General features: G+C 58.6%; 17 protein-coding genes, 4 tRNA genes and 1 pseudogene. 15 read left to right on the top strand and 7 right to left on the bottom strand.

Going from position 1 to position 25,433, the window contains the following annotated elements; all coding sequences use genetic code 11:
• Positions 1-92: 92 nt before the first annotated feature.
• Entirely contained in the window at positions 93-1,532 is a 1,440-nt protein-coding gene (gene hydA, locus ACWHXD_RS18505) for a dihydropyrimidinase (protein WP_138763090.1), read from the bottom strand.
• 593 nt (positions 1,533-2,125) lie between these two features.
• Here hydA and ACWHXD_RS18500 point away from each other — a divergent pair.
• Positions 2,126-3,613, top strand: coding sequence for an NCS1 family nucleobase:cation symporter-1 (locus ACWHXD_RS18500; RefSeq protein ID WP_032896500.1), 1,488 nt, complete (start codon positions 2,126-2,128; stop codon positions 3,611-3,613).
• Between the two features lie 176 nt (positions 3,614-3,789).
• On the top strand, positions 3,790-5,073 hold the full coding sequence (locus tag ACWHXD_RS18495) for a Zn-dependent hydrolase (protein ID WP_032896503.1): 1,284 nt from the start codon (positions 3,790-3,792) through the stop codon (positions 5,071-5,073).
• Between the two features lie 119 nt (positions 5,074-5,192).
• Here ACWHXD_RS18495 and ACWHXD_RS18490 read toward each other — a convergent pair whose 3' ends face one another.
• The 3 genes from ACWHXD_RS18490 to ACWHXD_RS18480 are packed head-to-tail and all read right to left on the bottom strand — an operon-like array spanning position 5,193 to position 10,972.
• The gene (locus ACWHXD_RS18490) at positions 5,193-6,608 is read right to left on the bottom strand and encodes an efflux transporter outer membrane subunit (protein WP_138763091.1); all 1,416 of its coding nucleotides are present in this window, start codon (positions 6,606-6,608) and stop codon (positions 5,193-5,195) included.
• Positions 6,592-7,761, bottom strand: coding sequence for an efflux RND transporter periplasmic adaptor subunit (locus ACWHXD_RS18485; protein ID WP_032896507.1), 1,170 nt, complete (start codon positions 7,759-7,761; stop codon positions 6,592-6,594). The genes ACWHXD_RS18490 and ACWHXD_RS18485 overlap by 17 nt, the downstream gene beginning before the upstream one ends.
• Complete coding sequence (locus ACWHXD_RS18480; RefSeq protein WP_138763092.1) at positions 7,751-10,972, bottom strand: efflux RND transporter permease subunit; 3,222 nt, start codon at positions 10,970-10,972, stop codon at positions 7,751-7,753. The genes ACWHXD_RS18485 and ACWHXD_RS18480 overlap by 11 nt, the downstream gene beginning before the upstream one ends.
• A gap of 206 nt (positions 10,973-11,178) precedes the next feature.
• Between ACWHXD_RS18480 and ACWHXD_RS18475 the strand changes: the two genes are divergently transcribed.
• On the top strand, positions 11,179-11,589 hold the full coding sequence (locus ACWHXD_RS18475; protein ID WP_138763093.1) for a PA0061/PA0062 family lipoprotein: 411 nt from the start codon (positions 11,179-11,181) through the stop codon (positions 11,587-11,589).
• On the opposite strand, the gene ACWHXD_RS18470 is transcribed toward ACWHXD_RS18475, so the two are convergent.
• Positions 11,586-11,747, bottom strand: coding sequence for a hypothetical protein (locus tag ACWHXD_RS18470; RefSeq protein ID WP_164692270.1), 162 nt, complete (start codon positions 11,745-11,747; stop codon positions 11,586-11,588). The two genes, ACWHXD_RS18475 and ACWHXD_RS18470, sit on opposite strands and share 4 nt — an antisense overlap.
• Positions 11,748-12,065: 318 nt before the next feature.
• On the opposite strand from ACWHXD_RS18470, the gene ACWHXD_RS18465 reads away from it, so the two are divergent.
• Complete coding sequence (locus ACWHXD_RS18465; RefSeq protein ID WP_138763094.1) at positions 12,066-12,731, top strand: C39 family peptidase; 666 nt, start codon at positions 12,066-12,068, stop codon at positions 12,729-12,731.
• A 114-nt stretch (positions 12,732-12,845) separates the two neighbouring features.
• Here ACWHXD_RS18465 and pbpG read toward each other — a convergent pair whose 3' ends face one another.
• Complete coding sequence (gene pbpG, locus ACWHXD_RS18460) at positions 12,846-13,769, bottom strand: D-alanyl-D-alanine endopeptidase (protein ID WP_098952661.1); 924 nt, start codon at positions 13,767-13,769, stop codon at positions 12,846-12,848.
• 667 nt (positions 13,770-14,436) lie between these two features.
• Here pbpG and ACWHXD_RS18455 point away from each other — a divergent pair.
• Positions 14,437-15,324, top strand: a complete 888-nt coding sequence (locus ACWHXD_RS18455) for a fimbrial protein (RefSeq protein WP_161952170.1) — start codon at positions 14,437-14,439, stop codon at positions 15,322-15,324.
• A gap of 128 nt (positions 15,325-15,452) precedes the next feature.
• Positions 15,453-16,582 (top strand): annotated as a pseudogene (locus ACWHXD_RS18450) (IS110 family RNA-guided transposase).
• A gap of 308 nt (positions 16,583-16,890) precedes the next feature.
• Here ACWHXD_RS18450 and folD read toward each other — a convergent pair.
• Positions 16,891-17,745 carry a bifunctional methylenetetrahydrofolate dehydrogenase/methenyltetrahydrofolate cyclohydrolase FolD gene (gene folD, locus ACWHXD_RS18445; protein ID WP_003192259.1) on the bottom strand — a complete coding sequence of 285 codons (855 nt, stop codon included), beginning with the start codon at positions 17,743-17,745 and terminating at the stop codon, positions 16,891-16,893.
• 275 nt (positions 17,746-18,020) lie between these two features.
• On the opposite strand from folD, the gene ACWHXD_RS18440 reads away from it, so the two are divergent.
• The 9 genes from ACWHXD_RS18440 (at position 18,021) to ACWHXD_RS18400 (ending at position 25,341) form a co-directional block, all read left to right on the top strand.
• A tRNA-Arg gene (locus ACWHXD_RS18440) sits at positions 18,021-18,097 on the top strand.
• Positions 18,098-18,129: 32 nt separating this feature from the next.
• Positions 18,130-18,205 (top strand) — tRNA-His (locus ACWHXD_RS18435).
• A gap of 57 nt (positions 18,206-18,262) precedes the next feature.
• Positions 18,263-18,347, top strand: a tRNA-Leu gene (locus ACWHXD_RS18430).
• Positions 18,348-18,424: 77 nt separating this feature from the next.
• Positions 18,425-18,500, top strand: a tRNA-His gene (locus ACWHXD_RS18425).
• A 401-nt stretch (positions 18,501-18,901) separates the two neighbouring features.
• The gene (gene tig, locus ACWHXD_RS18420) at positions 18,902-20,212 is read left to right on the top strand and encodes a trigger factor (protein WP_014718988.1); all 1,311 of its coding nucleotides are present in this window, start codon (positions 18,902-18,904) and stop codon (positions 20,210-20,212) included.
• Positions 20,213-20,303: 91 nt separating this feature from the next.
• A complete protein-coding gene (gene clpP, locus ACWHXD_RS18415; RefSeq protein WP_003192255.1) occupies positions 20,304-20,939 on the top strand; it encodes an ATP-dependent Clp endopeptidase proteolytic subunit ClpP in 636 nt (211 codons plus the stop codon).
• A gap of 112 nt (positions 20,940-21,051) precedes the next feature.
• Positions 21,052-22,335 carry an ATP-dependent Clp protease ATP-binding subunit ClpX gene (gene clpX, locus ACWHXD_RS18410; protein ID WP_003192254.1) on the top strand — a complete coding sequence of 428 codons (1,284 nt, stop codon included), beginning with the start codon at positions 21,052-21,054 and terminating at the stop codon, positions 22,333-22,335.
• A 188-nt stretch (positions 22,336-22,523) separates the two neighbouring features.
• Complete coding sequence (gene lon, locus ACWHXD_RS18405; protein WP_003192252.1) at positions 22,524-24,920, top strand: endopeptidase La; 2,397 nt, start codon at positions 22,524-22,526, stop codon at positions 24,918-24,920.
• 148 nt (positions 24,921-25,068) lie between these two features.
• Positions 25,069-25,341, top strand: a complete 273-nt coding sequence (locus tag ACWHXD_RS18400; protein ID WP_003174819.1) for an HU family DNA-binding protein — start codon at positions 25,069-25,071, stop codon at positions 25,339-25,341.
• Positions 25,342-25,433 lie beyond the last annotated feature (92 nt).

Here is a 25,433-nt window from a genome sequence, read left to right as displayed (position 1 = left end):
GTGTTGGCCTCACGGTTATTGAGGTGGGCGATCGTTCCCACGCTCTGCGTGGGAATGCCTCACTGGACGCTCCGCGTCCGCTTTTTTTGGACTCAGCGGTTCACAGCCACTGGCTTGGAAAGCGCTGCCCGCTTGCTCAACTGCTCGAACACCGACGGATACGCCGGCCGCTGCACATACCGTCCGGCCCCTCGCTCGGCGCGCAGGTCGCCATCGGCCCACACCAGCTTGCCCTGGCTGATGGTGTGGCTGGGCACGCCGCGCACGGTCTTGCCTTCGAAGATGTTGAAGTCCACCTGCTGGTGGTGGGTCTTGGCGGAAATGGTCCGCGTGCCCTCGGGGTCCCATAGCACCAGGTCGGCATCGGCGCCTACGCGTATCGCGCCTTTGCGTGGGTAGAGGTTGAAGATTTTCGCGGTGTTGGTGGAGGTCAGCGCGACAAACTCCTGCATCGACAAACGCCCGGTATTGACGCCTTCGTGCCACAGCAGCGCCATGCGATCTTCAATGCCGGCGGTACCGTTGGGGATCTTGCTGAAGTCATCACGCCCGGCGGCTTTTTGCTCGGCGCAGAAACAGCAGTGGTCGGTGGCGGTGGTGTGCAGGTTGCCCGCTTGCAGGCCATGCCACAGTGCCTCCTGGTGCCCGCGCGGGCGGAACGGCGGGCTCATCACATAGCCAGCGGCGGTCTGCCAGTCGGGGTGTTGGTACACACTGTCATCGAGCAACAGGTGGCCGGCGAGCACTTCGCCGTACACCGCCTGGCCCTTGCCTCGGGCGTAGGTGATTTCATCCAGGGCTTCCTTCGTCGACACATGCACCAGGTACAGCGGCGTGCCGATGGTCTCGGCAATCCGGATGGCACGGCTGGCCGCCTCGCCTTCCACCTGGGAGGGGCGCGACAGCGGATGGGCTTCCGGCCCGGTGATGCCCTGGGCCATCAGCTTGCGTTGCAGGTGATACACCAGCTCGCCATTTTCGGCATGCACGGTGGGCACCGCGCCGAGTTCCAGGCAGCGTTCGAAACTGGCAACCAAGGTGTCGTCGGCGGCCATGATCGCGTTCTTGTAGGCCATGAAATGCTTGAAGCTGTTGATGCCGTGGTGGCTGACCAACTCGGCCATTTCCTCGCGTACCTGCTCGCTCCACCAGGTGATCGCGACATGAAACCCGTAGTCGGCGGCAGACTTTTCGGCCCAGCCGCGCCACTGGTGGAAAGCTTCCATCAGCGATTGCTGCGGGTTGGGAATCACGAAGTCGATGATCGACGTGGTGCCACCGGCCAAGCCTGCAGCCGTACCGCTGAAAAAGTCTTCACTGGCCACGGTGCCCATGAAGGGCAGTTGCATATGGGTATGGGGGTCGATGCCCCCCGGCATCAAGTATTGGCCACTGCCATCGAGTATTTCGCAGCCTGCGGGAATATCCAGATTCGTGCCAATGGCGCGAATTAGACCCTCTGCGCATAACACGTCGGCGCGGTAACTTTCATCATGGGTAATAACGGTGGCGCCACGGATCAACAGCGACATGTCGAGTTCCTCACAGGCTTGACCGGCTTGTGCCAGTTCTAAGTGTTGTAATACTGCGTACCGATGACGGGTTAATTCCTGTCATCGGTGACAGGAATAGAAACTAGCCCGAGTTTTTCGAATGAGCAAGAAGATTTTTCGCAAGCCTTTATAGTTTTTATCTTATTGATATATATAAGAAAAATACTGGTTTCACCAAAATGAAGCACGCTCACCCTGTTTTGACGCACTTGACAGGTTCTTGATCTGATCAATATTTCTTATTGCAAATCAGGCGCTTGAGATATGCCGCTTGACGGCGTCGAGAAATAAAAATAATTGTGATGCACCAGATTGAGACCTGAGGGTTCGAGCAACTTGCGTATTGTTTAGCCTGACGCATACGGCAAGTACCGCAGGTTCAATTGGAAAGCTGATAAACATCAGCACGTTATATAAGCGGTGCGGGTTCAGAGGCGGTTGTCGGCACGGTTATTGAGTGCACGGGCAGTTGGCCGGAACCCTGGATGTCATGTTGTTGATGCGGTACTCCGGCCACCTGAACCTAGCGTGCAGGTGAGCAACAATAATTTTAAAAAACCCGTGGAGCGGCCATGCAACAGAACAGATCGCAAGTCATCGAGCGCAACGGCCTGTACGAACTCGACGCCGGCCCCGACGTCCTCGACAGCCCTCGCTACAACCACGACATGGCACCTACCAAAGTGCACGAGCGCACCTGGAACAAATGGCACATCACGGCGCTATGGGTCGGTATGTCGATCTGCGTGCCCACCTACACCCTGGGTGGGGTGCTCACAGCGTATTTCGGGCTGTCGGTGGGGGAGGCGCTGGTAGCGATCCTGCTGGCCAATATCGTGGTGTTGATCCCGCTGACCCTCAACGCGTTTCCCGGCACCAAGTACGGCATTCCGTTTCCGGTGCTGTTGCGTTCGTCCTTCGGCATCCTCGGTTCCAACGTACCGTGCCTGATCCGTGCGCTGGTGGCTTGCGGCTGGTTTGGTATCCAGACGATGTTCGGCGGGCTGGCGATCCACCTGTTTCTGGGCTCGATTTTCGATGGCTGGAAAGCCCTCGGCGGCACTGGCGAGGTGATCGGTTTCATGCTGTTCTGGTGCCTGAACCTGTGGGTGGTGCTGCGCGGCGCCGAGTCGATCAAGCGCCTGGAAACCTTGTCGGCGCCGCTGCTGGTGGCGGTGGGCGTTGGGCTGTTGGTATGGGCGATGCCGAATGTGTCCCTCAGCGAGTTGATGGCGATCCCACCCAAGCGCCCCGAAGGCGCCAGCCTCACCGGTTACTTCATGGCGGGGCTTACGGCGATGGTGGGTTTCTGGGCCACGTTATCGCTGAATATTCCCGACTTCAGCCGCTACGCCAACAGCCAGAAAGACCAGATTCTGGGGCAGATCTTCGGCTTGCCGCTGACCATGTTCCTGTTCGCCGCCCTCGGCGTGGTCATGACCGCCGCCTCGGTGAAACTGGTGGGGGTGAGCGTCTCCGACCCGGTGAGCCTGATCGGTCATATCCAGAGCCCGGTGTGGGTGGCCATCGCCATGGCGCTGATCATCGTCGCGACCTTGTCCACCAACACCGCGGCGAACATCGTCTCGCCCACCAACGACTTCCAGAACATCGCGCCCAAGCTGATCAACCGCACCACGGCGGTGATTCTCACCGGCCTGGTAGGGCTGGCATTGATGGCCCATGAGCTACTGAAAAAACTCGGGCTGATCGTCTCGGACGTGAGTCTTGAAACCGTGTATTCCAATTGGCTGCTGGGTTATTCGAGCCTGCTGGGGCCGATTGCCGGGATCATGGTGGTGGACTACTTCATTACTCGAAAACAGCAGCTGGACCTGGCCGGCCTGTACCGCGACGACGTGTACCCGGCCTGGAACTGGAGCGGCTTTGTCGCCTTTGGCGTACCGGTGGTGCTGACGCTGCTGTCGCTGGGCAGCGATGCGTTCAGCTGGTTCTACAGCTACGGCTGGTTTACCGGTTCGGCGTTGGGCGGGGTGTTGTATTACGGCTTGAACGCCAAGCGCGGGGCGAGCCCGATCACCGCCAAGGCCCCGTTGTAATGCGTTGAAATGCAATCCAAAGGTGGGAGCGGGCTTGCTCGCGAAAGCGGTGTGTCAGTCACCGAAAATGTCGCTTGGACTACCGCTTTCGCGAGCAAGCCCGCTCCCACATGTTTGACTTCTTTACACAGTTGGATCGAGCCGACTCATAAGAAAATCAGCCTGAGGAGACCCCCATGAACGCTGCCCTCGACGTTCTGCAATCGACCCATCAGCACATCAACCGCGACCGTCTGTGGCAGTCGCTGATGGACCTGGCCAAACTCGGTGCCACCCCCAAGGGCGGTGTGTGCCGCCTGGCCCTCACCGACCTCGACCGCAAGGCTCGCGATCTCTTCGTGCAGTGGTGCGAAGCGGCCGGTTGCACCGTGACCATCGACGGCATCGGCAATATCTTTGCGCGTCGCCCCGGCCGCAATCCCGACCTGCCGCCAGTGATGACCGGCAGCCATATCGACACCCAGCCCACGGGCGGCAAGTTCGACGGTTGCTTCGGCGTGCTGGCCGGTGTGGAAGTGCTGCGCACCCTTAACGACCTCAAGGTGGAAACCGAGGCGCCGCTGGAAGTGGTGGTATGGACCAACGAAGAAGGCTCGCGCTTCCCGCCGTGCATGATGGGCTCAGGGGTGTTTGCCGAGAAGTTCACCCTGGCCGATACCCTGGCCAAAGTGGATGCCGATGGGGTCAGCGTGGGGGAGGCGTTGAACGCGATTGGCTATGCGGGAACGCGGCCGGTCAGCGGGCATAAGGTCGGCGCGTATTTCGAGGCCCATATCGAACAAGGGCCGATTCTGGAGGATGAACACAAAACCATCGGCGTGGTGCTCGGCGCCCTCGGGCAAAAGTGGTTTGACCTGAAGCTGCGCGGTGTTGAGGCCCATGCGGGCCCTACGCCCATGCACTTGCGCAAGGACGCCTTGGTAGGTGCGGCGGCGGTGGTGGCCGCCGTGAACGCGGCGGCGTTGGCGCACCAGCCCCACGCATGCGGCACGGTGGGTTGCCTGCAAGCGTATCCGGGATCGCGCAACGTGATTCCCGGTGAAGTACGCATGACCCTGGATTTTCGTCACCTGGAACCGGCACGGCTGGACTCGATGATTGCCCAGGTGCGCCAGGTGATCGAGGACACCTGCGCCAAACATGGCTTGAGTTTCGACCTGCAGCCCACGGCGGACTTCCCGCCGCTGTACTTTGACAAAGGCTGTGTGGATGCAGTGCGCGATGCCGCCAATGGCTTGGGCTTGTCGAACCTGGACATCGTCAGCGGGGCAGGGCACGACGCGATCTTCGTGGCTGAACTGGGCCCGGCGGGGATGATCTTTGTGCCGTGTGAAGGCGGCATCAGCCACAACGAAATCGAAAATGCCGCGCCGGATGACCTGGCGGCAGGGTGTGCGGTGTTGTTGCGCGCCATGCTGGCCGCTTCAGCGGCCATCGCCAGCGGCAAACTCGCGGCCTGATCGTTCCCACGCTCCGCGTGGGAATGCACCCTGTGACGCTCCGCGTCACGATTTTAAGGGCAGACGCAGAGCGTCCTGAGCGGCGTTCCCACGCAGAGCGTGGGAACGATCAGTGGGTATTAGCCCGGCTGCCAGCCGCCGCCGAGTGCGGTCAACAGTCCCACGCTTGCTTGCAACTGCCGGGTCTGCACCGCCTGCAACGTTCGCTGTGCCTGCAACGCGGCGGTTTGGGCGGTGACCACATCCAGGTAACTCACCGCCCCGGCCTGATAGCTGTTCATCGCCAAGGCCTGGGTATGTTGCGCTGCCTCTGCCGCCGCTTGCTCGTCCTCGGCTTGCTGCTGCAAATCCCGCAGTTGCGCGAGGTTATCTTCCACCTCGCGCACGGCTTTCAATACGTGGCTACGGTACTGTGCCGAGGCCTCCTCGAACTCGGCCTTGGCCTGGCGCTCATTGGCGCTCAAGCGCCCGCCGTCGAAGATCGGCAGGTTCATCAGTGGCCCCAGCGCCCAGTACCGGTTGCCGGCGGACAGCAGGTTGCCGACGCCTTGGGTCTGCCCGCCCAGCACACCGGTCAAACTGAAATCCGGAAACCATGCCGCCTTGGCCACGCCGATCGTCGCGTTGGCTGCAAACACGCGACGTTCAGCGGCGGCAATGTCCGGGCGACGCTGCAGCAGGTGGCTGGGCAACTGCGCTGGAATGCCGGGCAACGCCATTAACTGCGAGCTGGGCGGCAGTGAAAAATCACTGGCCGTCACGCCCACCAATTCGCCGATGGCATGCTCGGCGAGGTTGCGTTGACCACGCACTTCATCCAGCTGCGCCTTGGCTTCGGCCAGTTGGTTTTGTGCGCGGGTCAGGTCCAGTTCCGACGCAATCTGGCCTTCATAACGGCTGCGGGTCAGTTGCAGCGCTTTGCTGAAGTCCTGCAACGACGTGTTGAGGATTCGGCCCTGTGCATCCAGCCCATTGAGCTGCACATACAGGCTCGCCAACTGCTGTTGCAGGCTCAAGCGCACCACCGCCAGATCATCAAAGGACGCTTGCGCCTGGGCATCGCCCGCAGCGACCTGATTGCGGATTCTGCCCCACAGGTCGAGGTCGTAACCCAGGGAGAACCCAGCGGTATTGCTGTTGTACACCGACGGCTGTGTAGTGCCGCGCAACGGTCGTGAATCCGATTGGCGTTGGCGCAGCGGTTGCGCGCTGGCGGTGATTTGCGGAAAAAGGCCCGCGTGCAGTTGACTGGCATAGGCCTGGGACGCATCGAAGTGCGCCAGCGCCGCGGCCAGGTCCGGGTTGGCCTTGAGCAGTTGCTGTTGCAGCCCGTTCAGGCGCGAATCGTTGTAAAGCTGCCACCACTGGGGCGCCAGTTGGTCCGACGGTTGCGCGCTGTGCCAGGGGCCATCGCTGGTTTGTTCACGGTAGTTCGCGGGCAGGTCAACCGACGGCACTGTATAGGTGGGCGCCATCGAGCAACCCTGCAACGCCAGCAGCATCAACGCTGCCAGCGATTTAAGCCTTGGGCGCATGGGCACCTCCCGAGGCGTCAGCCAGTTGCACCGGGTCGCCTTCACGCAGGGCGTCGGGCGGGTTGTCGATGATACGGTCAGCAGGCTTCAGGCCCTGGTCGATCACCAGGCGCTCGCCGAGGTCCAGGCCTATATGAATGTCTTGCAGATGCACATGGTTGCGCCCGTCCAGCACGGCAACCTGGGTACCCTGGGCACGGAAGATCAAGGCGCTGGCCGGGATGCTCACGCCATGGGTGTCGGCCGGAATCGGCAGGGTGACTTCGGCGTAATCGCCCGGCAGCAGTTCGCCGTTGGGGTTGTCGGCGACGAACTGGGCGAGCAGGGTGCCGGAGCGGCGGTCGATGGCGGTGGAGTCACCGATCAGGCGCGCCTTGAAATGCTCACCGGGGTGCTCGGGGACGGTCAGTTCGGCCTCAAGGCCTGTATGGATGACCGCTGCATAGTTCTGCGGCACCGGCACATACAAACGCAGTTGGTGGGTGTCGGCAATGTTGAACAGTTCCGGATCGCTGGCGTTATCGGCCTTGATCAACTGGCCGATGTCCGTGTTGCGGGCGGTGATGGTGCCGGCGAACGGCGCGCGAAGGGTCTTGTAGCTTTCCAGGGCGCACAGTCGCGCATAGTCTGCTGCGGCAGCTTCGGTGTCGGCCTTGGCGGCTGCGGCATTGGAGGTTTTCTCATCGGCGTCCTGGCGCGATACCGAATGGCTCGCCAGCAGGTTTTGCCAGCGGGTCGCCGTGGTGGCTGCCAGGTGTGCATTGGCTTGTTGCTGGATCAGGCGCGCATGGGCCTGGGCCAGTTGTTGGTCGAGGTCGGGGCTGTCGATTTCGGCGAGGAGTTGCCCGGCCTTGACCTGGGCGCCGATGTCGACTTTCCAGTCCTTCAAGTAGCCGCTGACCCGTGCATGGATCGCCGCCTGGCTCCATGCCTCCAGGTGGGCGGGCAGGCGCAGGGTGTCGCCGGCGGCGTTTGGCTTGGGTTGGAACACCATCACCTGGGGGACGGCGGCGGCTTCGGTCCAGGCAGTGACTGATTGCTCGTGCAGCGTACGCGCGTGCAGGCCGCTGGCGACCAACAGGGCAGCCAACGTCAGGCCACCGACACCCAGGAGCATCAGGCGCTTGCGCGAGGGTTTTTGATCAGGCGACATGGGGCGTTTCTCCAGCAGTTGCGCGAGTAGGATGACGGCCGTGGACCAGGCTGAAGACCACGGGAACAAACAACAAAGTGGCGATGGTGGCGAAGATCAAGCCGCCGATGACCGCCCGGCCGAGCGGGGCGTTCTGTTCCTCGGAAATCGCCAGGGGCAGCATGCCGATGATCATTGCCAGGGCGGTCATGCACACCGGACGAAAGCGCGTATAGCCGGCTTCCAGCGCGGCTTTCAACGCATCACCATGTTCGGCCAGGCGCTCTCGGCAGAAGCTCACCACCAGGATCGAGTTGGCGGTCGCCACGCCCATGCACAAGATGGCACCGGTGAGTGCTGGCACCGACAACGAGGTGCCGCTGAGGAACAGCATCCATACGATGCCCGCCAATGCAGCCGGCAGCGCCGTGATGATCACGAAGGGGTCGGCCCACGACTGGAAGTTGACCACGATCAGCAGATAGATCAGCACCACCGCGCCGAGCAACCCGAAGCTCAAACCACTGAACGCCTCATGCAGCGCATCGATCTGCCCGTGCAGGCTGATGGTCGCGCCTTTGGGGCGCATGGACGCCGTGTCATCCAGCACTTTTTGCACATCGCGGGCCACACCGCCGAGGTCGCGACCTTGCACGTTGGCGTACAGGTCCAGGGTCGGTTCGATGTTGTAGTGGGTCACCACGGCGGGGCTTTGTACCCGGGAGATGGTTGCCACGCCGCCGAGGATTTGCGCCTGCCCATTGGCCCCCGTCACCGGCAGCGCTTCCAGGGACGGCAGGCTGTCGAGGCGGTATTGCGGGGTGGCCGCGACGATGGAGTAAGACACGCCGTTGGCCGGGTTGAGCCAGAAGGTCGGCGCGGTTTGTGAGCTGCCGGCGAGGGAGGCGACCATGCTGTTGGTGACGTCACGCTCGGTGATACCCAGGCCATTGGCGCGCATACGGTCCACGTTTACTTGCAGCGAGGGGTAGCCGGTGGACTGCTGGATCCGCAGGTCGGCAATGCCCGGTACATGCTGCAGGCGCCGTTCAAGCTCGACGGCATAGGCGCGGTTGTCTGCGTCACTGCGCCCGGAGATTTTGACGTCCAGCGGGGCGGGGGCGCCGAAGTTGAGGATCTGGCTGCTGATGTCAGCGGGCAGGAACGCAAAGTGGCTGCCGGGGAAACTTTGCGGCAGGGCTTCGCGCAGTTTTTTCACATAGTCGGCGGTGGGTGCGTGGTGCGTTTTCAAGCTGACTTGAATATCGCCATCCTGCGGGCCGATGGTGCCGCTGCTGCTGTAGGCCATGTCGATGCCGCTGAGCGGAATGCCGATATTGTCGACAATGGTGTCCAGTTCTTCGGCGGGGATGACCTCGCGGATCCGCGCTTCGATGCGGTCGAACGCCGCGGCGCTTTCCTCGATGCGTGTGCCCAGGGGCAAGCGCACATGCAGCGCCAAGGCACCCGCATCGGTGGCCGGGAAAAAGTCTTGGCCCAGGCTCGGCAACAGCAGGAACGACGCCAATACGCACGCCAGGAACCCGACAATGAAGCGCTTGCGTGCGCCCAATGCCAGCGTCAGCAGGCCATGGTAGGTGTCGCGGACATTGGAAAAGTGCCGCTCGAACCCCTGCTGAAAATTAAGCACCGATTGCAGCAACGCATTGCGCGGTTTCGGGTGCTGTTCACCCTCGTGGTGGTTGATGAATGCATCTTCCGGATGATGCCCCGCGCCAGGCTCGGGCCTATGCGGTTTGAGCAAAAACATCGCCAGTGTCGGCACCAGGGTGCGCGAGAGGATGAACGAACTGGCCATGGCGAAGATCACCGCCAGCGCCATGGGCCGGAACAGGTAACCGGCGATGCCTTGCAGCAAAAACATCGGCACGAACACGATGCAAATGCACAGCAGCGAGACGAACGCCGGGCCGACGATTTGCGCGGCGCCGTCGAGAATCGCGGTCTTCACCGCCTTGCCTTGTTCCAGGTGCCAGTTGATGTTTTCGATGGTCACCGTGGCGTCATCCACCAGGATGCCCACGGCCAACGCCAGCCCGCCCAGCGTCATGACGTTGAGGGTTTGCCCACTGACGGCCAATAGCGCGATGGCCGAAAGCACCGCCAGGGGAATCGAGGCGGCGATGATTAAGGTCGAGCGCCAACTGCCGAGAAACAGCAGGATCATCGCACTGGTGAGCAATGCGGCAATGATGCCTTCCTGGGCCACGCTGCCCACCGACTGTTTGACAAATACCGAGGCATCGCCCAGCAGCGAGGTTTTCAATGACGGCGGCAGGGTTTCGTTGATGCGCGGCAGCATCTGGCGGATACCGTCGATGATCGACAGCGTGGAGATGCTGCCGTTTTTCAGCGCCGGCATCAGCACGGCGCGATGGCCGTCGACCCGCACGATGTTGGTTTGCGGCGGTGAACCGTCGCGCACATGGGCCACTTGGCCGATGGTGATCAGCGCACCGTCGACGGTCTTGATCGGCAAGTCGTTGAGCTCATCGATGGCCTTGGGGCTGTTGTTGAGCAGGATCGTGTATTCGTTGGGCCCCAGCTTGGCGGTGCCCACCGGGATGATCTGGTTCTGCAACGCCAAGGCATTGCCCACATCCTGGGCCGACAAGCCTTTGGCGGCGAGGGCTTGGGGGTCGAGGTCCAGCGTAATCTGCCGTTGCTTGCCGCCCATCGGTGTAGGCATGGCCAGGCCGGGCAGGGCGCTCAAGGGCAGGCGGATGTTGTTTTGCACCAGGTCGCGAATTCTGGCTTCCGAAAGGCTGGGGCTGGAGAACGCCATTTGCAGGATCGGCACCGTGGAGGCGCTGTAGTTGAGGATCAGCGGCGGGGTGATGCCCGGTGGCATTTGCTTGAGCACGGTTTGTGACACCGCCGTGACCTGGGCATTGGCGGTACGGATATCCACGCCAGGTTGGAAGAAGATTTTGACGATGCCCATGCCGGGCAACGATTGCGACTCGATATGTTCGATGTCGTTGACGGTGGTGCTCAGGGAGCGTTCGTAGGTGTAGATCACCCGGCCGGCCATGGCGTCCGGGGACAGGCCGTTGTACTGCCAAACCACGGCGACCACGGGAATGCCGATATCGGGAAAAACATCCGTGGGCGTGCGCAGGGCCGCCATCGGCCCGATGATGCAGATGAATATAGCCAGCACGATGAAGGTGTACGGCTTGTGCAGTGCGGTCTTTACCAGCCCGAGCATGCGTGAGTCTCCGAGAAGAGCAGAATTGCAACCCCCGGCAGTCTTGCCCGACCCACCTAACACGCACCTTTCAGCCAGGTGAAGGAAGTTTTAGTTAACGGCTGAAGATCCTTTCATAGGGATTCATTTGTTCCAGGAAGGGCGGCTGATCAAGCTTGTCAGCCATCGGATACGACCTTTTCATTCATGCCCTTTGGAGTCCTGTCATGTCACTTAAACCACTGTTGTTAGTTCCCGTTCTTGGCTTTGTCTGCTTACTGTCGGCATGCGCTGGCCCAATCCCCAAGGCGGACCCCAGCCAAGCCTGGATCGGCTTGCAGGAAGAAGCGCCGAATGACCTGATGGCCGAGCGTGTCGATGGCAAGCGCGTGGACGATGGGCGCTATTTTGAAGTGACCCCGGGGGACCATCGCCTGGACGTGACCTTATTTGAAGACGAACCGGGTGACGACAACCAGCAGGACTGCCAGGGCCGCATCGAGTACAAGCATTTCAAAGCGGGTGAGCACTACACCCTGGTGGAGTCGAGCCTGGGCACCACGGTGCGCGCGTCCCTTGAGGACGGCCACGCCAAGGAAATTGCCGCAACCCAGGACTTCAATTGCATGCCTGGCTAGGCGTGATGCGCCGTCGCCTTGCGCGGCTCGGCGGGTTCAGCAGGTTTGACGTGGGGGTGATGATGCCGGCGCGTCACGCGCATGACCCCCCACAGCATGGCGGCGGCGACGGCCAGCCAACCACAGATCAACAGGAAAATCGTTGTCGCAAGGCTCATTCGGGCCTCCTTTCGCCCACTTGGGGCACACACAGTCTTCTCAATGGACAGTCTAGTCAGCTGACGGTTGCCTGCTATTGACCAATGGTCGAGTCTGTCCAACTTGTTTGCTCTATCGTCACCGCTTTATTGCACGCGTCGGATATAGACGTCTTGCGCGACCCCGCTCGCGAAAAACGTCAACGATGACGCAGGCTTCCTGAATAAACGCGGCGCCCCCAAGTTTTTCGCGAGCAAGCTCGCTCCTACGGGATAGAGAAAGCGCGATTGGGCTATGATCGGGGCCTTTACTGGCAGTTGATCAAGAGAGTGAAAAAATTGCGCTTACGGTCGAACCTTAAAACTTCCTTGCTACTGGCCGTTGCCCTCGGGTTGGCGGCCTGTTCCAGCAACACACCGTCGAAACTGCCAGGCTTGCCGGAGCGCGTTGAACTCAATGGCGTGCCGACCTTTCGCAGCGAGGCGTATCAGAGCGGTCCTACAGCACTTGCCAGCATGCTGTCGCAACAAGGCATTGTCATGACACCGGGTTTGCTTGATAAGCCGCTGCGCCTGCCCGGTGCCGAGGCCGACCTTGAGCGCAATATGCAGGTGCTGGCGCGCGAGTACGGGCTGATGGTGTACCCATTGGACGCCAAGCTGACCGCCGTGCTGGCCCAGGTAGCGGCGGGTTACCCGGTGATGGCGCGGATCAACGCCGGCTATTGGTCCGGAGCGCGTTATGTCGTGGTGGTGGGGTTCAACCAGCAGAAGAGTACGGTGCTGTTGCGCTCAGGCAATGAGCGCCGCCTGAGCATGAGCTTCAGCGACTTTGAGTCGGCGTGGAAGGGCGCGGGCCATTGGGCCATCCTGACCCAGCGCCCGAGCCAGTTGCCCGCCAATGTGGACGCGCAACGCTGGCGCGATGCGGCCAATGCCACGGCGCAGGCGGGGCAGGAGCAGGCAGCAGCCCAAGCGCTCAAGGTGTTGGCAGAGAAGAAGTGAAACTCAAATAATGTGGGAGCGGGCTTGCTCGCGAATGCGGTGGGTCAGCCTAAGCATTCAGCGACTGACACTGCGCATTCGCGAGCAAGCCCGCTCCCACACTAAAATCGCTGTTTATCGACGTACTTCCGCAGCGGTCGCTCGATTCTTGAGGTTTTTATCAGCCTTGTAACGCAGCGCCACATCCGGCACTGCGCCGCCTTTGCCAGTTTCGACCCAACTACGAATACGGCTGGCATCGGCAAAATGGGTGAACTTGCCAAAGGCATCCAGAATCACCAGCGACACCGGGCGATTGCCCATGCTCGTCACCAGCACCAGGCAGTGGCCGGCCTGGTTGGTGAAGCCGGTCTTGGTCAGCTTGATATCCCAGTTGGCGCGGTTGATCAGGTGGTCGGTGTTGGAGAAGCCCAGGGTGTAGTTGGGCTTGCGGAACGACACGGTCTTTTCCTTGGTGGTGCTCAACTGGCTGAGCATCGGGAATTTGCGCGCATAGGCCAGCAGCTTGCTCAGGTCGCGGGCGGTCGAGACGTTATGGATCGACAGGCCGGTGGGCTCCACGTAGTGGGTGCTGGTCATGCCCAGGGATTTGGCCTTGGCGTTCATCGCCGCGATAAAGGCCGCATAACCGCCAGGATAATGGTGGGCCAGGCTCGCAGCGGCGCGGTTTTCCGAGGACATCAGCGCGATCAGCAGCATTTCCTTGCGCGGCATCTGGCTGCCGATCTTCACCCGGGAGAACACGCCTTTCATCTCGGGCGTGTCGGTGATGTTGATGTCGATGTACTCGTCCATATTCTGCTTGGCTTCGAGGACGATCAGGCCGGTCATCAGCTTGCTCACCGAGGCGATAGGTACCACCACGTCGGGGTTGCTGGAATAAATGACTTTATTGGTCTGCAAATCGACCAGCATGGCGCTGCCGGAGGCGATCTGCAGCTTGGAGGCGTCACGCGGGGCCAGGGTGGTTTCGGCGGCGTGGGCGAAGGTGCCTGTCAAAGCAAAAAACAGGCTGACAATAGAAAGACGAATTTTCACGCGGATGAACTCGCTAAAAAGTAAGGAAATGCCGTTGTAGAACGGATCTTGTGACAAATGACGTTACATTTTAGGAGTATGGATCAGAAAGCGATAGAGAGCCTTTAAATAAAGGCTCTAAGCCGATGATTGGTTGAGGTTGTAGCGATTTTGTACCCATCACTGCGCGCTCAAGCTTTCCAACTTCTGATGGCCCGTGGTTGCCGAAAGCCATTTTGCATCTGGCCTCAACCGAGGAGCTCAGACATTGGCAAGGCCCAAGCGTTCGCCATCACCACCTGCGGCGATCCCGCTGCTGCCCAGCGAGGCGCGTCAGTCACCCGCGCCGCTATGGTGCTCTCCGAGACGCCTTTAGCTTAGGGCGCGAATAAAGCCTATGCATTGTAGCCGCAGGCTAGCATCGGAGAGCGAAAAAAAGGTGCAGATTGTATAGCTGGATCTAGAAAGGGCTGCAAATTTAAGGATCATCTTATGTCGCAGGTGAAATTATCGTGGTGATATGCGCGTCTGAAATGTAAGTGGAGTTATTATGAAGAAGTGCGAGTGGTTTGTAAGCTCTATGTTTAGGGGGGTAGGCGCACGGGTATCAAATATAATGTTGGTGTCGTTGCTAGTGTTATCTGATTTGTCATTTGGGGGCGAAACTCCTAGGTGTGGAAATAACCCAGTGAGCGTGCCGTTGGAATTGGCATTTAATGGTCCAAACAATCTTCAGGTAGGCAGAGATGTACCTTTGGGGACAGTTATCTATGAGGAAACGATTTCTGCCGGAGAGGTTCTTTTTCTATGTAAAAACATAACTCATTCAATCGGGATTCAGGATGGTCCTGCGTCTATGCATGGGAACGAAAACACCTTCCCTCTATTGGGGAGCAAAAGTTTATCATGGAGAATTCGTTTGTCCGGCTCTCCGGAGGTTGAAGGCATTGCAACTCGCCCTTATGGCCCAGGCTTGATGTCAAATACTATCTACTCGCTGGGGCCTGGGGTATTTACTCTATACTTGGTCAAGGCTGGAGAGTTTACTAATGATACTGTTGTGCCGACAGGCATTATTGGTACGGTGCGCGGTGGCTCTGGGTATGGGAATACGCTCGGATTGCTCGCCAATATTAAAATTAGAAATGGAAGTCGCCCTATTGTTTCGTCTTGCAGCACTCCAGAGTTTATAGCGGTGAATATGGGGACGTATGTTTCATCGGATTTTGACAGTGGAGAAAGTAAAGCAGTTCCGTTTAGTATTAAGTTGAGTGAGTGTGATGATAGTGTGGCTATTGTTAAATACAGTTTTTTGCCAGCTACCCCAGTGCTCGATCAAAGTAAAGGCGTGGTTTCACTTAATCGAGGATCTACTGCCCGAGGAGTTGGACTAAGGATTACACGGGAGAATGGCGGTGCTGTTATTTTTGGCAACAGCTATCGTGTAGATGGCTTTACTTCTGGTCTTACAAATTTCGATATCCCGTTTCATGCGACGTATTCTCGATTAATAGGTGAGACATTAATATCGGGTACGGCTGATACTGAGTTGACATTTGTCATGACGTATCTATGAAAGTATGAATTCTTGGCTCGGACGGTGGGAGGGGGCGCCCTCTGTAATTGGATGGACTCGCCCAAGCCGAGGCGTCTATGCGCCACGGTGGCATTCTTATAGAAGCCAACGACAGCGAGGGCGAGCCCATGAAAAAGCATACGATGATCAATCAGTCTTTGTCAGCCGATGTATCTACTTGCGTAAACGTCGCGGTAGACCTTGCCAAAAAGGTCTTCCAAGTGGCCGGTGAGAATGCGCTCGGCCAGGTCATATTCGAGGATCGGATTAAGTCACGAGAGGCCTTTCAAACCTTTTTTCTTAAGCTTCCAGCAAACGTGACGGTGCTGGTGGAAACCGGGCCAGGTGCTCAGGCATGGACGCGATTACTGCAAGCACAGGGCAATTCTGTTCGCATCCTACCCTCTCAGCATGTGGCCAATCATCGCAGCGGCCCGAAAAATGATCGCAACGATGCATTGGCGATCCTGCGCGCCGGACGCGACTGTGCGATATCAGCCGTACCGGTCAAAAGGCCTGCGGCGCTTGCAATGCAAGCGTTGCATCGGGCTCGGCAGGGATATATAGGGCGACGTACGGCGGTCGGTAATCAGATGCGTGGCTTACTCCTGGAGCAGGAAGTTTCCATGCCCCAAGGCGAAATGGCCATCAGCCAACGTATCCTCGAATACTGGAAGACGCCACTCAGCCATTACCCGATTTACTGCGCGAACTAATCGCCGAACTGTTAGTTGAATGTGGTCATTTGGGCGAACGCGTCAACGTGTTGACCGGTCGGCTCGAAACAGCGGCGAAGAACGATGAGACAGCCAAGCGATTGATGACGGTGCGCGGAGTTGGCCCGATCATGGTCACAGCACTGTTGGCCAAGCAGGCTGAGCCTGAACGCTTCGCAAATGCTCGACAGTTCGCTGCCTACTTCGGGCTGGTGCCCAGCCAGCACAGCAGCGGAGAAAAAATCCGGCTCGGCAAGATGGGCAAGAACGGTGATGCGTATCTGCGCAGCCTGGCGGTCCAGGGAGCCCGCGCCGTGTTAAGACAGGTGCGACCGGATTCAGAGCAGTCCGACGACCAGCGGCTACAGCGTTGGGTATCTCGCCTAGGGCGCAAGGAGGTGGCGGTGCGTTTGGCCAACCGCAACCTGCGTATCCTCTGGCGGCTTTTGCAAAACGACCAGACTTTTCGACGTCAGCCAGGTAATAGTCAGGAGGCTGAGATGAGCCACGGATTTACAGAGTTCTGCCACCGGGGCGTTTAGCCGCTCCAACCCGTGCTGACGAACATTGACCCCTGGTCAGACCGGCGTGAATTGATGCCTGCGCTCCTACCGGCCCTTGAGGCCTTTTTGTAATGGGCAGATCGCGAGCTGATCCAATGTTGGCCAGAAGCTGTTTGGAGCTTCCTCGGATAGGCCTGATACATAGAAGCAACCGGGTACCAATGTTTTAAAGCGGGTTGAAAGTGGGGGCGAGTCCATACATAGGAGCGAGCTTGCTCGCTCCTACAAAAAGCCTTAACTGAACGGCATTATGCGCTAAGGCAGGGCTTTTTCATTACGCCTGGTTATTAACCGTGCAGGGTTTCCGCTGCATATAAGGTGTTTTCCAACAGGCACGCCCGGGTCATCGGCCCGACACCGCCTGGCACCGGCGTGATCCAGCCAGCGCGGGGCAGGGCGGTTTCATACACCACGTCACCCACCAACTTGCCGTCTTCCTGGCGGTTGATGCCCACGTCGATGACGATGGCGCCTTCCTTGATCCATTCACCTTTGACCAACCCCGGCTTGCCAGCAGCGACCACCACCAGGTCGGCGCGGCCAACGTGGCCGGCCAGGTCCTTGGTGAAGCGGTGGGTTACGGTCACGGTGCAGCCGGCCAGCAGCAGTTCCATGGCCATCGGGCGACCGACGATGTTCGATGCGCCCACCACGACAGCGTCCAGACCATATAGATCGACACCGGTGCTTTCCAGCAGCGTCATGATGCCTTTGGGTGTGCATGGGCGCAGCAGGGGAATGCGTTGGGCCAGGCGGCCGACGTTATAAGGGTGGAAACCGTCGACGTCTTTGTCCGGGCGGATGCGTTCCAGCAGCTTGGAGGCGTCCAGGTGCTCAGGCAGCGGCAATTGCAGGAGGATGCCGTCCATGCCCGGGTCATCGTTGAGGCTGTCAATCAGGTCGGTCAGGGCCTGTTGAGTGGTGTCCGAAGGCAAGTCGTAGGCCTTGGAAATAAAGCCGACCTCTTCACAGTCTTTACGCTTGTGCGAGACATAAACCTGAGAGGCAGGATCGCTGCCGACCAGGATCACCGCGAGGCCAGGCGTGCGCAGGCCTTGCTGGCTGCGCTCGGTGACTCGTTTGGCGATCTGCTGGCGCAGGCTGGCGGCGATTGATTTGCCGTCGATAAGTTGTGCAGTCATTACGCGTGATTAACCATCGAGAGGGGGAAGAAAAGTGCGCGCATTCTCGCATGCCAAGGCGCGAGGGCAAAGGCGCTTGGTCTGCAAATTGCCCTAACCCCTTAAATAAAATCAGTTTTTTTCAAAAAAGATTTGACGGGTTTCCGGGGCATCTATACTATTCGTCGCACTTGTCGGGCACAGCCTAGCACTGGTTAAGAAGGTCGAGCAGAATAGTTGTACTGCAAGGCTGGAAGCACTTAGTTTGTAATCCTCCAAGAGTACAGATTAATAAGGCGCCCGTAGCTCAGCTGGATAGAGCATCCGCCTTCTAAGCGGATGGTCGCAGGTTCGAGTCCTGCCGGGTGCGCCATTAGGCAGCTTTGGCACAAGTAGCGCTATATGGTGGGCGTAGCTCAGTTGGTAGAGCACGGGATTGTGACTCCCGTTGTCGAGGGTTCGATCCCCTTCGTCCACCCCATATTCTGAAAGGCGCCAGATTTAACAGTCTGGCGCCTTTGCTTTAAGAGCTTCAAGCGCGGATGTGGTGGAATTGGTAGACACACTGGATTTAGGTTCCAGCGCCGCGAGGCGTAAGAGTTCGAGTCTCTTCATCCGCACCAATTAAAGCTTTTCCCGGTCGTCAGGCGGGGCAGGGCTCAACAAAGAAGTGGTTTGGTTTCTTTGTTAACGCAATATGGTGGGCGTAGCTCAGTTGGTAGAGCACGGGATTGTGACTCCCGTTGTCGAGGGTTCGATCCCCTTCGTCCACCCCATATTCGAAAGGCGCCAGATTTAACAGTCTGGCGCCTTTTTTGGTTTTGGCGGTTTGAGATTGGGTGGTCGCAGGTGCTGGGCTGCCCCGGCAGGGCGTGTCGTCGTATTTGTGTATCTCGATGATGCCGCGCTGCTTGCCTGTTCTGTTCGCAGGGCGGGCCGTCAGGGAGATGAATGGTTGTTCCTTCTATATATAGAGAGGAGCGGCGCAGAGCCCTGGCGCAATTTGGCTGTATTTGTCACCGGGGCGAGGTACTTCAGTGCTTTCGTACCGATAAATTGCCGGCTGTTTTCCGCTGTGTTTTCAGTAGGGTGACTTCTTGAGTTTGACCCACTAGAATGCATGCCCTTGATTGGGGTCGGAAATGGCCGGCTAATGTCTGTGCAACGAGGAATATCCATGCAAGTTTCTGTTGAAAATACTACTGCTCTCGAGCGCCGCCTGAGCATCACCGTGCCGGCAGAGCGTATCGAGACTGCGGTCAACAAGCGTCTGCAGCAGACTGCCCAAAAGGCCAAGATCGCTGGTTTCCGTCCAGGCAAAGTGCCGATGAGCGAAATCAAGCGTCGTTTTGGTGCCGATGCGCGCCAGGAAGCTGTAGGTGACGTGATCCAGGCTTCTTTCTACGAAGCTGTTGTCGAGCAAAAGCTGAACCCGGCTGGCTCGCCTTCGATCGAGCCTAAGTCCCTGGAAGCAGGCAAGGACCTGGAATACGTTGCCGTATTCGAAGTGTTCCCGGAATTTGAAGTGGCCGGTTTCGACGGTATCGAAATCGAGCGTCTGAGCGCCGAAGTGGCGGATTCGGACCTGGACAACATGCTGGAAATCCTGCGCAAGCAGAACACCCGTTTCGAAGTGGCCGACCGTGCCGCCCAGAACGAAGACCAACTGAACATCGATTTCGTTGGCAAGGTTGACGGCGAAGTCTTCGCTGGCGGCTCCGCCAAGGGCACTCAGCTGGTGCTGGGTTCCAATCGCATGATCCCTGGTTTCGAAGACGGCCTGGTTGGCGCCAAAGCCGGCGAAGAGCGCGTTCTGAACCTGACGTTCCCTGCTGACTACCAGAACCTGGACCTGGCTGGCAAAGCCGCCGAGTTCACCGTGACCGTCAACAGCGTTTCCGAGCCTAAGCTGCCAGAGCTGAACGAAGAGTTCTTCGCCCAGTTCGGCATCAAGGAAACCGGCATCGAAGGCTTCCGCACCGAAGTTCGCAAGAACATGGAGCGTGAGCTGCGCCAGGCCATCAAGTCCAAGGTCAAGAACCAGGTCATGGACGGTCTGCTGGCCGCCAACCCGATCGAAGTGCCTAAGGCCCTGCTGTCCAACGAAGTGGACCGCCTGCGCGTTCAAGCGGTTCAGCAGTTTGGTGGCAACATCAAGCCTGACCAGCTGCCGGCCGAGCTGTTCGAAGAGCAAGCCAAGCGCCGCGTTGTGCTGGGCCTGATCGTGGCTGAAGTGGTCAAGCAGTTCGACCTCAAGCCAGACGAAGACCGTGTTCGCGAAATGATCCAGGAAATGGCTTCGGCCTACCAGGAGCCTGAGCAGGTCGTGGCTTGGTACTACAAGAATGAGCAGCAGATGAACGAAGTACGTTCGGTTGTGCTGGAAGAACAAGTTGTGGATACTGTTCTGCAGAAGGCTAAGGTGACCGATAAAGCGGTCTCTTACGAAGAAGCAGTCAAACCGGCGGAAGCAGCACAAGCCGACTGATTGTCCAACTCGTTGGAAATTCAACCATAAGCCAGCCTCGCGCTGGCTTATGCGTTTTCAAGACATGACTATTTGGGAGTAACTGCAGAGCATGTTCCGTAATTCCTATATTCAGCAGAACTCTGATATCCAGGCCGCAGGCGGCCTGGTCCCGATGGTTGTCGAGCAGTCCGCTCGTGGCGAACGCGCCTACGACATCTACTCGCGCCTGCTCAAGGAGCGAGTGATCTTTCTGGTTGGCCCGGTAGAGGACTACATGGCCAACCTGATCTGTGCGCAGCTGCTGTTCCTTGAAGCGGAAAACCCGGACAAGGACATCCATCTCTACATCAACTCGCCGGGTGGTTCGGTGACTGCGGGCATGTCGATTTACGACACCATGCAGTTCATCAAGCCAAACGTGTCGACCACCTGTATTGGCCAGGCGTGCAGCATGGGCGCCTTCCTGCTGACCGCGGGTGCCGAAGGCAAGCGTTTCTGCCTGCCGAACTCGCGCGTGATGATTCACCAGCCACTGGGCGGTTTCCAGGGTCAGGCGTCGGACATCGAAATCCACGCCAAGGAAATCCTCTTCATTCGTGAGCGTCTCAACACGCTGATGGCCAAGCACAGCGGGCGCACCCTGGAAGAAATCGAGCGCGATACCAACCGTGACAATTTCATGAGCGCTGAAGCCGCCAAGGAATACGGGTTGATCGACGCAGTGATCGACAAGCGCCCCGCATAATATAAGCCGCTCAAAATAGGGCTGGTCGGCATGTCCGACCACTGGCGGGCTTGAAAAAGCCCGCATAAGCCTTCATCTTGTGTTGCAAGCCTATCGGATTTGGATCGAACGAATGACTGACACCCGCAACGGCGAGGACAACGGCAAGCTGCTCTATTGCTCCTTCTGTGGCAAAAGCCAGCATGAAGTACGCAAATTGATTGCCGGCCCCTCGGTGTTTATCTGCGACGAATGCGTCGACCTGTGCAATGACATCATCCGTGAGGAGGTGCAGGAAGCCCAGGCCGAGAGCAGTGCGCATAAATTACCTTCGCCTAAAGAAATCAGCGGCATCCTTGACCAATACGTCATTGGTCAAGAGCGTGCAAAAAAGGTTCTGGCCGTAGCGGTGTACAACCACTACAAGCGCCTGAACCAGCGTGACAAGAAAGGTGACGAGGTTGAGCTGGGCAAGAGCAACATCTTGCTGATCGGTCCTACAGGCTCGGGTAAAACCCTGCTTGCAGAAACCCTCGCTCGCCTGCTGAACGTTCCGTTCACCATCGCCGACGCCACCACCCTCACCGAGGCTGGCTACGTGGGTGAAGATGTCGAGAACATCATTCAGAAACTGCTGCAGAAGTGCGACTACGACGTAGAGAAAGCCCAGATGGGTATTGTCTACATCGATGAGATCGACAAGATCTCGCGTAAGTCGGACAACCCGTCGATCACCCGGGACGTTTCCGGTGAAGGCGTGCAGCAGGCCCTGTTGAAACTGATCGAAGGCACGGTTGCGTCCGTACCGCCGCAAGGTGGTCGCAAGCACCCGCAGCAGGAATTCCTTCAGGTTGATACGCGCAACATCCTGTTCATTTGTGGCGGTGCGTTCTCGGGTCTCGAGAAGGTGATTCAGCAGCGTTCCACCCGTGGCGGCATTGGTTTCAGTGCGGAAGTGCGTAGCAAGGAAGAAGGCAAGAAGGTGGGCGAGTCCCTGCGTGAAGTCGAGCCTGACGATTTGGTCAAGTTCGGTCTGATCCCGGAATTCGTTGGCCGTCTGCCGGTCCTGGCCACGTTGGACGAGTTGGATGAGGCGGCTCTGATTCAGATCCTCACCGAGCCGAAAAACGCCCTGACCAAGCAATACGGCAAATTGTTCGAGATGGAAGGTGTAGACCTGGAGTTCCGTACCGACGCGCTGAAATCGGTGGCCAAGCGGGCACTGGAGCGCAAGACCGGTGCACGTGGCCTGCGTTCTATCCTCGAAGGCGTGTTGCTCGACACCATGTACGAAATCCCCTCGCAGTCCGAGGTGAGTAAAGTGGTGATCGACGAAAGCGTTATCGAAGGCAAGTCCAAACCACTGTATATCTATGAAAACAGTGAGCCGGCTGCCAAGGCTGCACCCGACGCGTAAGCGTTCAGCAGTTGCGGTACAAGCAAGGGGCCTCTAGGGGCCCCTTGTTTTTTGGGGCGTTTTTTCGAGACGGTGGTTAAATTCGCGTGTATTCATGCGTTTAACTGCTGGCATTGAGCTTGTTTTTTTTGCATGCAACCCCCATCTTGGTTTCAAGCTTATTTTTGAACTGTCATAGAGGCGAAATCATGAAGACAACCATCGAATTGCCTCTCCTGCCGTTGCGTGATGTCGTCGTCTATCCGCACATGGTTATCCCGCTGTTCGTGGGGCGCGAGAAGTCTATCGAAGCCCTCGAGGCCGCGATGACGGGCGACAAGCAAATCCTGCTGTTGGCCCAGAAGAATCCTGCTGATGATGATCCGGGCGAAGACGCCCTGTATCGCGTCGGCACCATTGCCACTGTCCTGCAATTGCTCAAGCTGCCCGATGGCACCGTCAAGGTGTTGGTCGAAGGCGAGCAGCGCGGTGCCGTAGAGCGCTTCATGGAGGTGGACGGCCACCTGCGCGCGGAAGTGGCGCTGATCGAAGAAGTCGAAGCCCCGGAGCGTGAATCCGAGGTGTTCGTACGCAGCCTGCTGTCGCAGTTCGAGCAGTATGTGCAGTTGGGCAAGAAAGTCCCGGCTGAAGTCCTGTCGTCCCTCAACAGCATTGATGAGCCAAGCCGCCTGGTCGACACCATGGCCGCACACATGGCGCTGAAGATCGAGCAGAAGCAAGACATCCTCGAAATCATCGACCTGTCGGCCCGTGTCGAACACGTATTGGCGATGCTGGATGGCGAAATCGACCTGTTGCAGGTTGAAAAACGCATCCGTGGCCGCGTGAAGAAGCAGATGGAGCGTAGCCAGCGCGAGTACTACCTGAATGAGCAGATGAAGGCCATTCAGAAGGAACTCGGCGACGGCGAGGAAGGCCACAACGAAATCGAAGAGCTGAAAAAGCGCATCGATGCTGCTGGCCTGCCCAAAGACGCCCTGACCAAGGCCACCGCCGAGCTGAACAAGCTCAAGCAGATGTCGCCGATGTCGGCTGAAGCCACCGTGGTGCGCTCATACATCGACTGGTTGGTGCAAGTGCCGTGGAAGGCCCAGACCAAGGTGCGCCTTGACCTGGCCCGTGCTGAAGAGATCCTTGACGCTGACCATTACGGCCTGGAAGAGGTCAAGGAGCGCATCCTTGAGTACCTCGCTGTACAAAAACGCGTGAAGAAAATCCGCGGTCCGGTGTTGTGCCTGGTTGGGCCTCCGGGTGTGGGTAAAACCTCCCTGGCGGAATCGATCGCCAGCGCGACCAACCGCAAATTCGTGCGCATGGCCTTGGGTGGCGTGCGTGACGAAGCGGAAATTCGCGGTCATCGCCGTACCTACATCGGTTCGATGCCGGGAAGATTGATTCAAAAGATGACAAAAGTGGGTGTGCGCAACCCGCTGTTCCTGCTCGATGAAATCGACAAGATGGGCAGCGACATGCGTGGCGACCCGGCGTCGGCGTTGCTCGAAGTGCTGGACCCTGAGCAGAACCATAATTTCAACGACCATTACCTGGAAGTCGACTACGACTTGTCTGACGTAATGTTCCTGTGCACCTCCAACTCCATGAACATTCCGCCAGCCTTGCTGGACCGGATGGAGGTGATTCGTCTGCCGGGTTACACCGAAGACGAGAAGATCAACATCGCGGTCAAGTACCTGGCGCCCAAGCAGATTTCGGCCAACGGCCTGAAGAAGGGCGAGATCGAATTCGAGGTCGAGGCGATCCGCGACATCGTGCGTTACTACACCCGCGAGGCCGGTGTACGGGGCCTTGAGCGCCAGATCGCGAAGATCTGCCGCAAAGCGGTGAAGGAACACGCGTTGGAAAAACGCTTCTCGGTGAAAGTGGTTGCCGACTCCCTTGAGCACTTCCTGGGCGTGAAGAAATTCCGCTATGGCTTGGCCGAGCAACAGGACCAGGTCGGCCAGGTGACTGGCCTGGCGTGGACCCAGGTGGGTGGCGAATTGCTCACCATCGAAGCTGCGGTGATTCCGGGCAAAGGCCAGTTGATCAAGACCGGCTCCCTGGGTGACGTGATGGTCGAATCCATTACCGCCGCGCAGACCGTGGTACGCAGCCGCGCCCGCAGCCTGGGCATCCCGCTGGACTTCCACGAGAAGCACGACACCCATATCCACATGCCGGAAGGGGCGACTCCCAAAGACGGCCCTAGCGCTGGCGTAGGCATGTGCACGGCCCTGGTATCGGCATTGACCGGCATTCCCGTGCGCGCCGATGTGGCGATGACCGGGGAAATCACCCTGCGTGGCCAGGTATTGGCGATCGGTGGTCTCAAAGAGAAATTGCTCGCCGCGCACCGGGGTGGAATCAAGACCGTGATCATTCCTGAAGAGAATGTTCGCGACTTGAAGGAAATTCCTGACAACATCAAGCAGGATCTTCAGATTAAACCGGTTAAATGGATTGACGAGGTCCTGCAAATTGCGCTGCAATACGCGCCGGAGCCCTTGCCGGATGTGGCCCCGGAGATTGTCGCGAAGGACGAAAAACGCGAGTCCGATTCCAAGGAAAGAATTAGCACGCATTAATGTGTTGGAGCCTGGGGGCTTCCTTGACAGCTTTTTAGAGCCCTTGTTATAAAGCGGCTCTTAAGTGTCTGTAGGCCATTCAGCACTGGTTTTGCTTTTTACCAAAAAACTTAGAATCATACTCAATAGATATATAAGGGGACTTAGAGTGAACAAGTCGGAACTGATTGATGCTATCGCTGCATCCGCTGATATCCCGAAAGCTGCTGCTGGCCGTGCGCTGGACGCAGTAATCGAATCCGTCACTGGCGCTCTGAAGGCCGGCGACTCCGTGGTACTGGTAGGCTTCGGTACTTTTTCTGTGACTGACCGCCCAGCTCGCACTGGCCGTAACCCACAGACCGGCAAAGCACTGCAAATCGCTGCTGCCAAGAAACCAGGTTTCAAAGCCGGTAAAGCCCTGAAAGAAGCCGTTAACTAAGCTTCGTTCAAGCCTTTGCTTACCCGGGTCGGACGCAGGTCTGGCCTGGCAGCGGAGCGGTAGCTGACCCACGTATCGGGTCGCCACGCCGG

The sequence above is a fragment of the Pseudomonas fjordensis genome (genome assembly GCF_976987115.1).
This window is presented reverse-complemented; position numbering and strand designations above follow the sequence as displayed.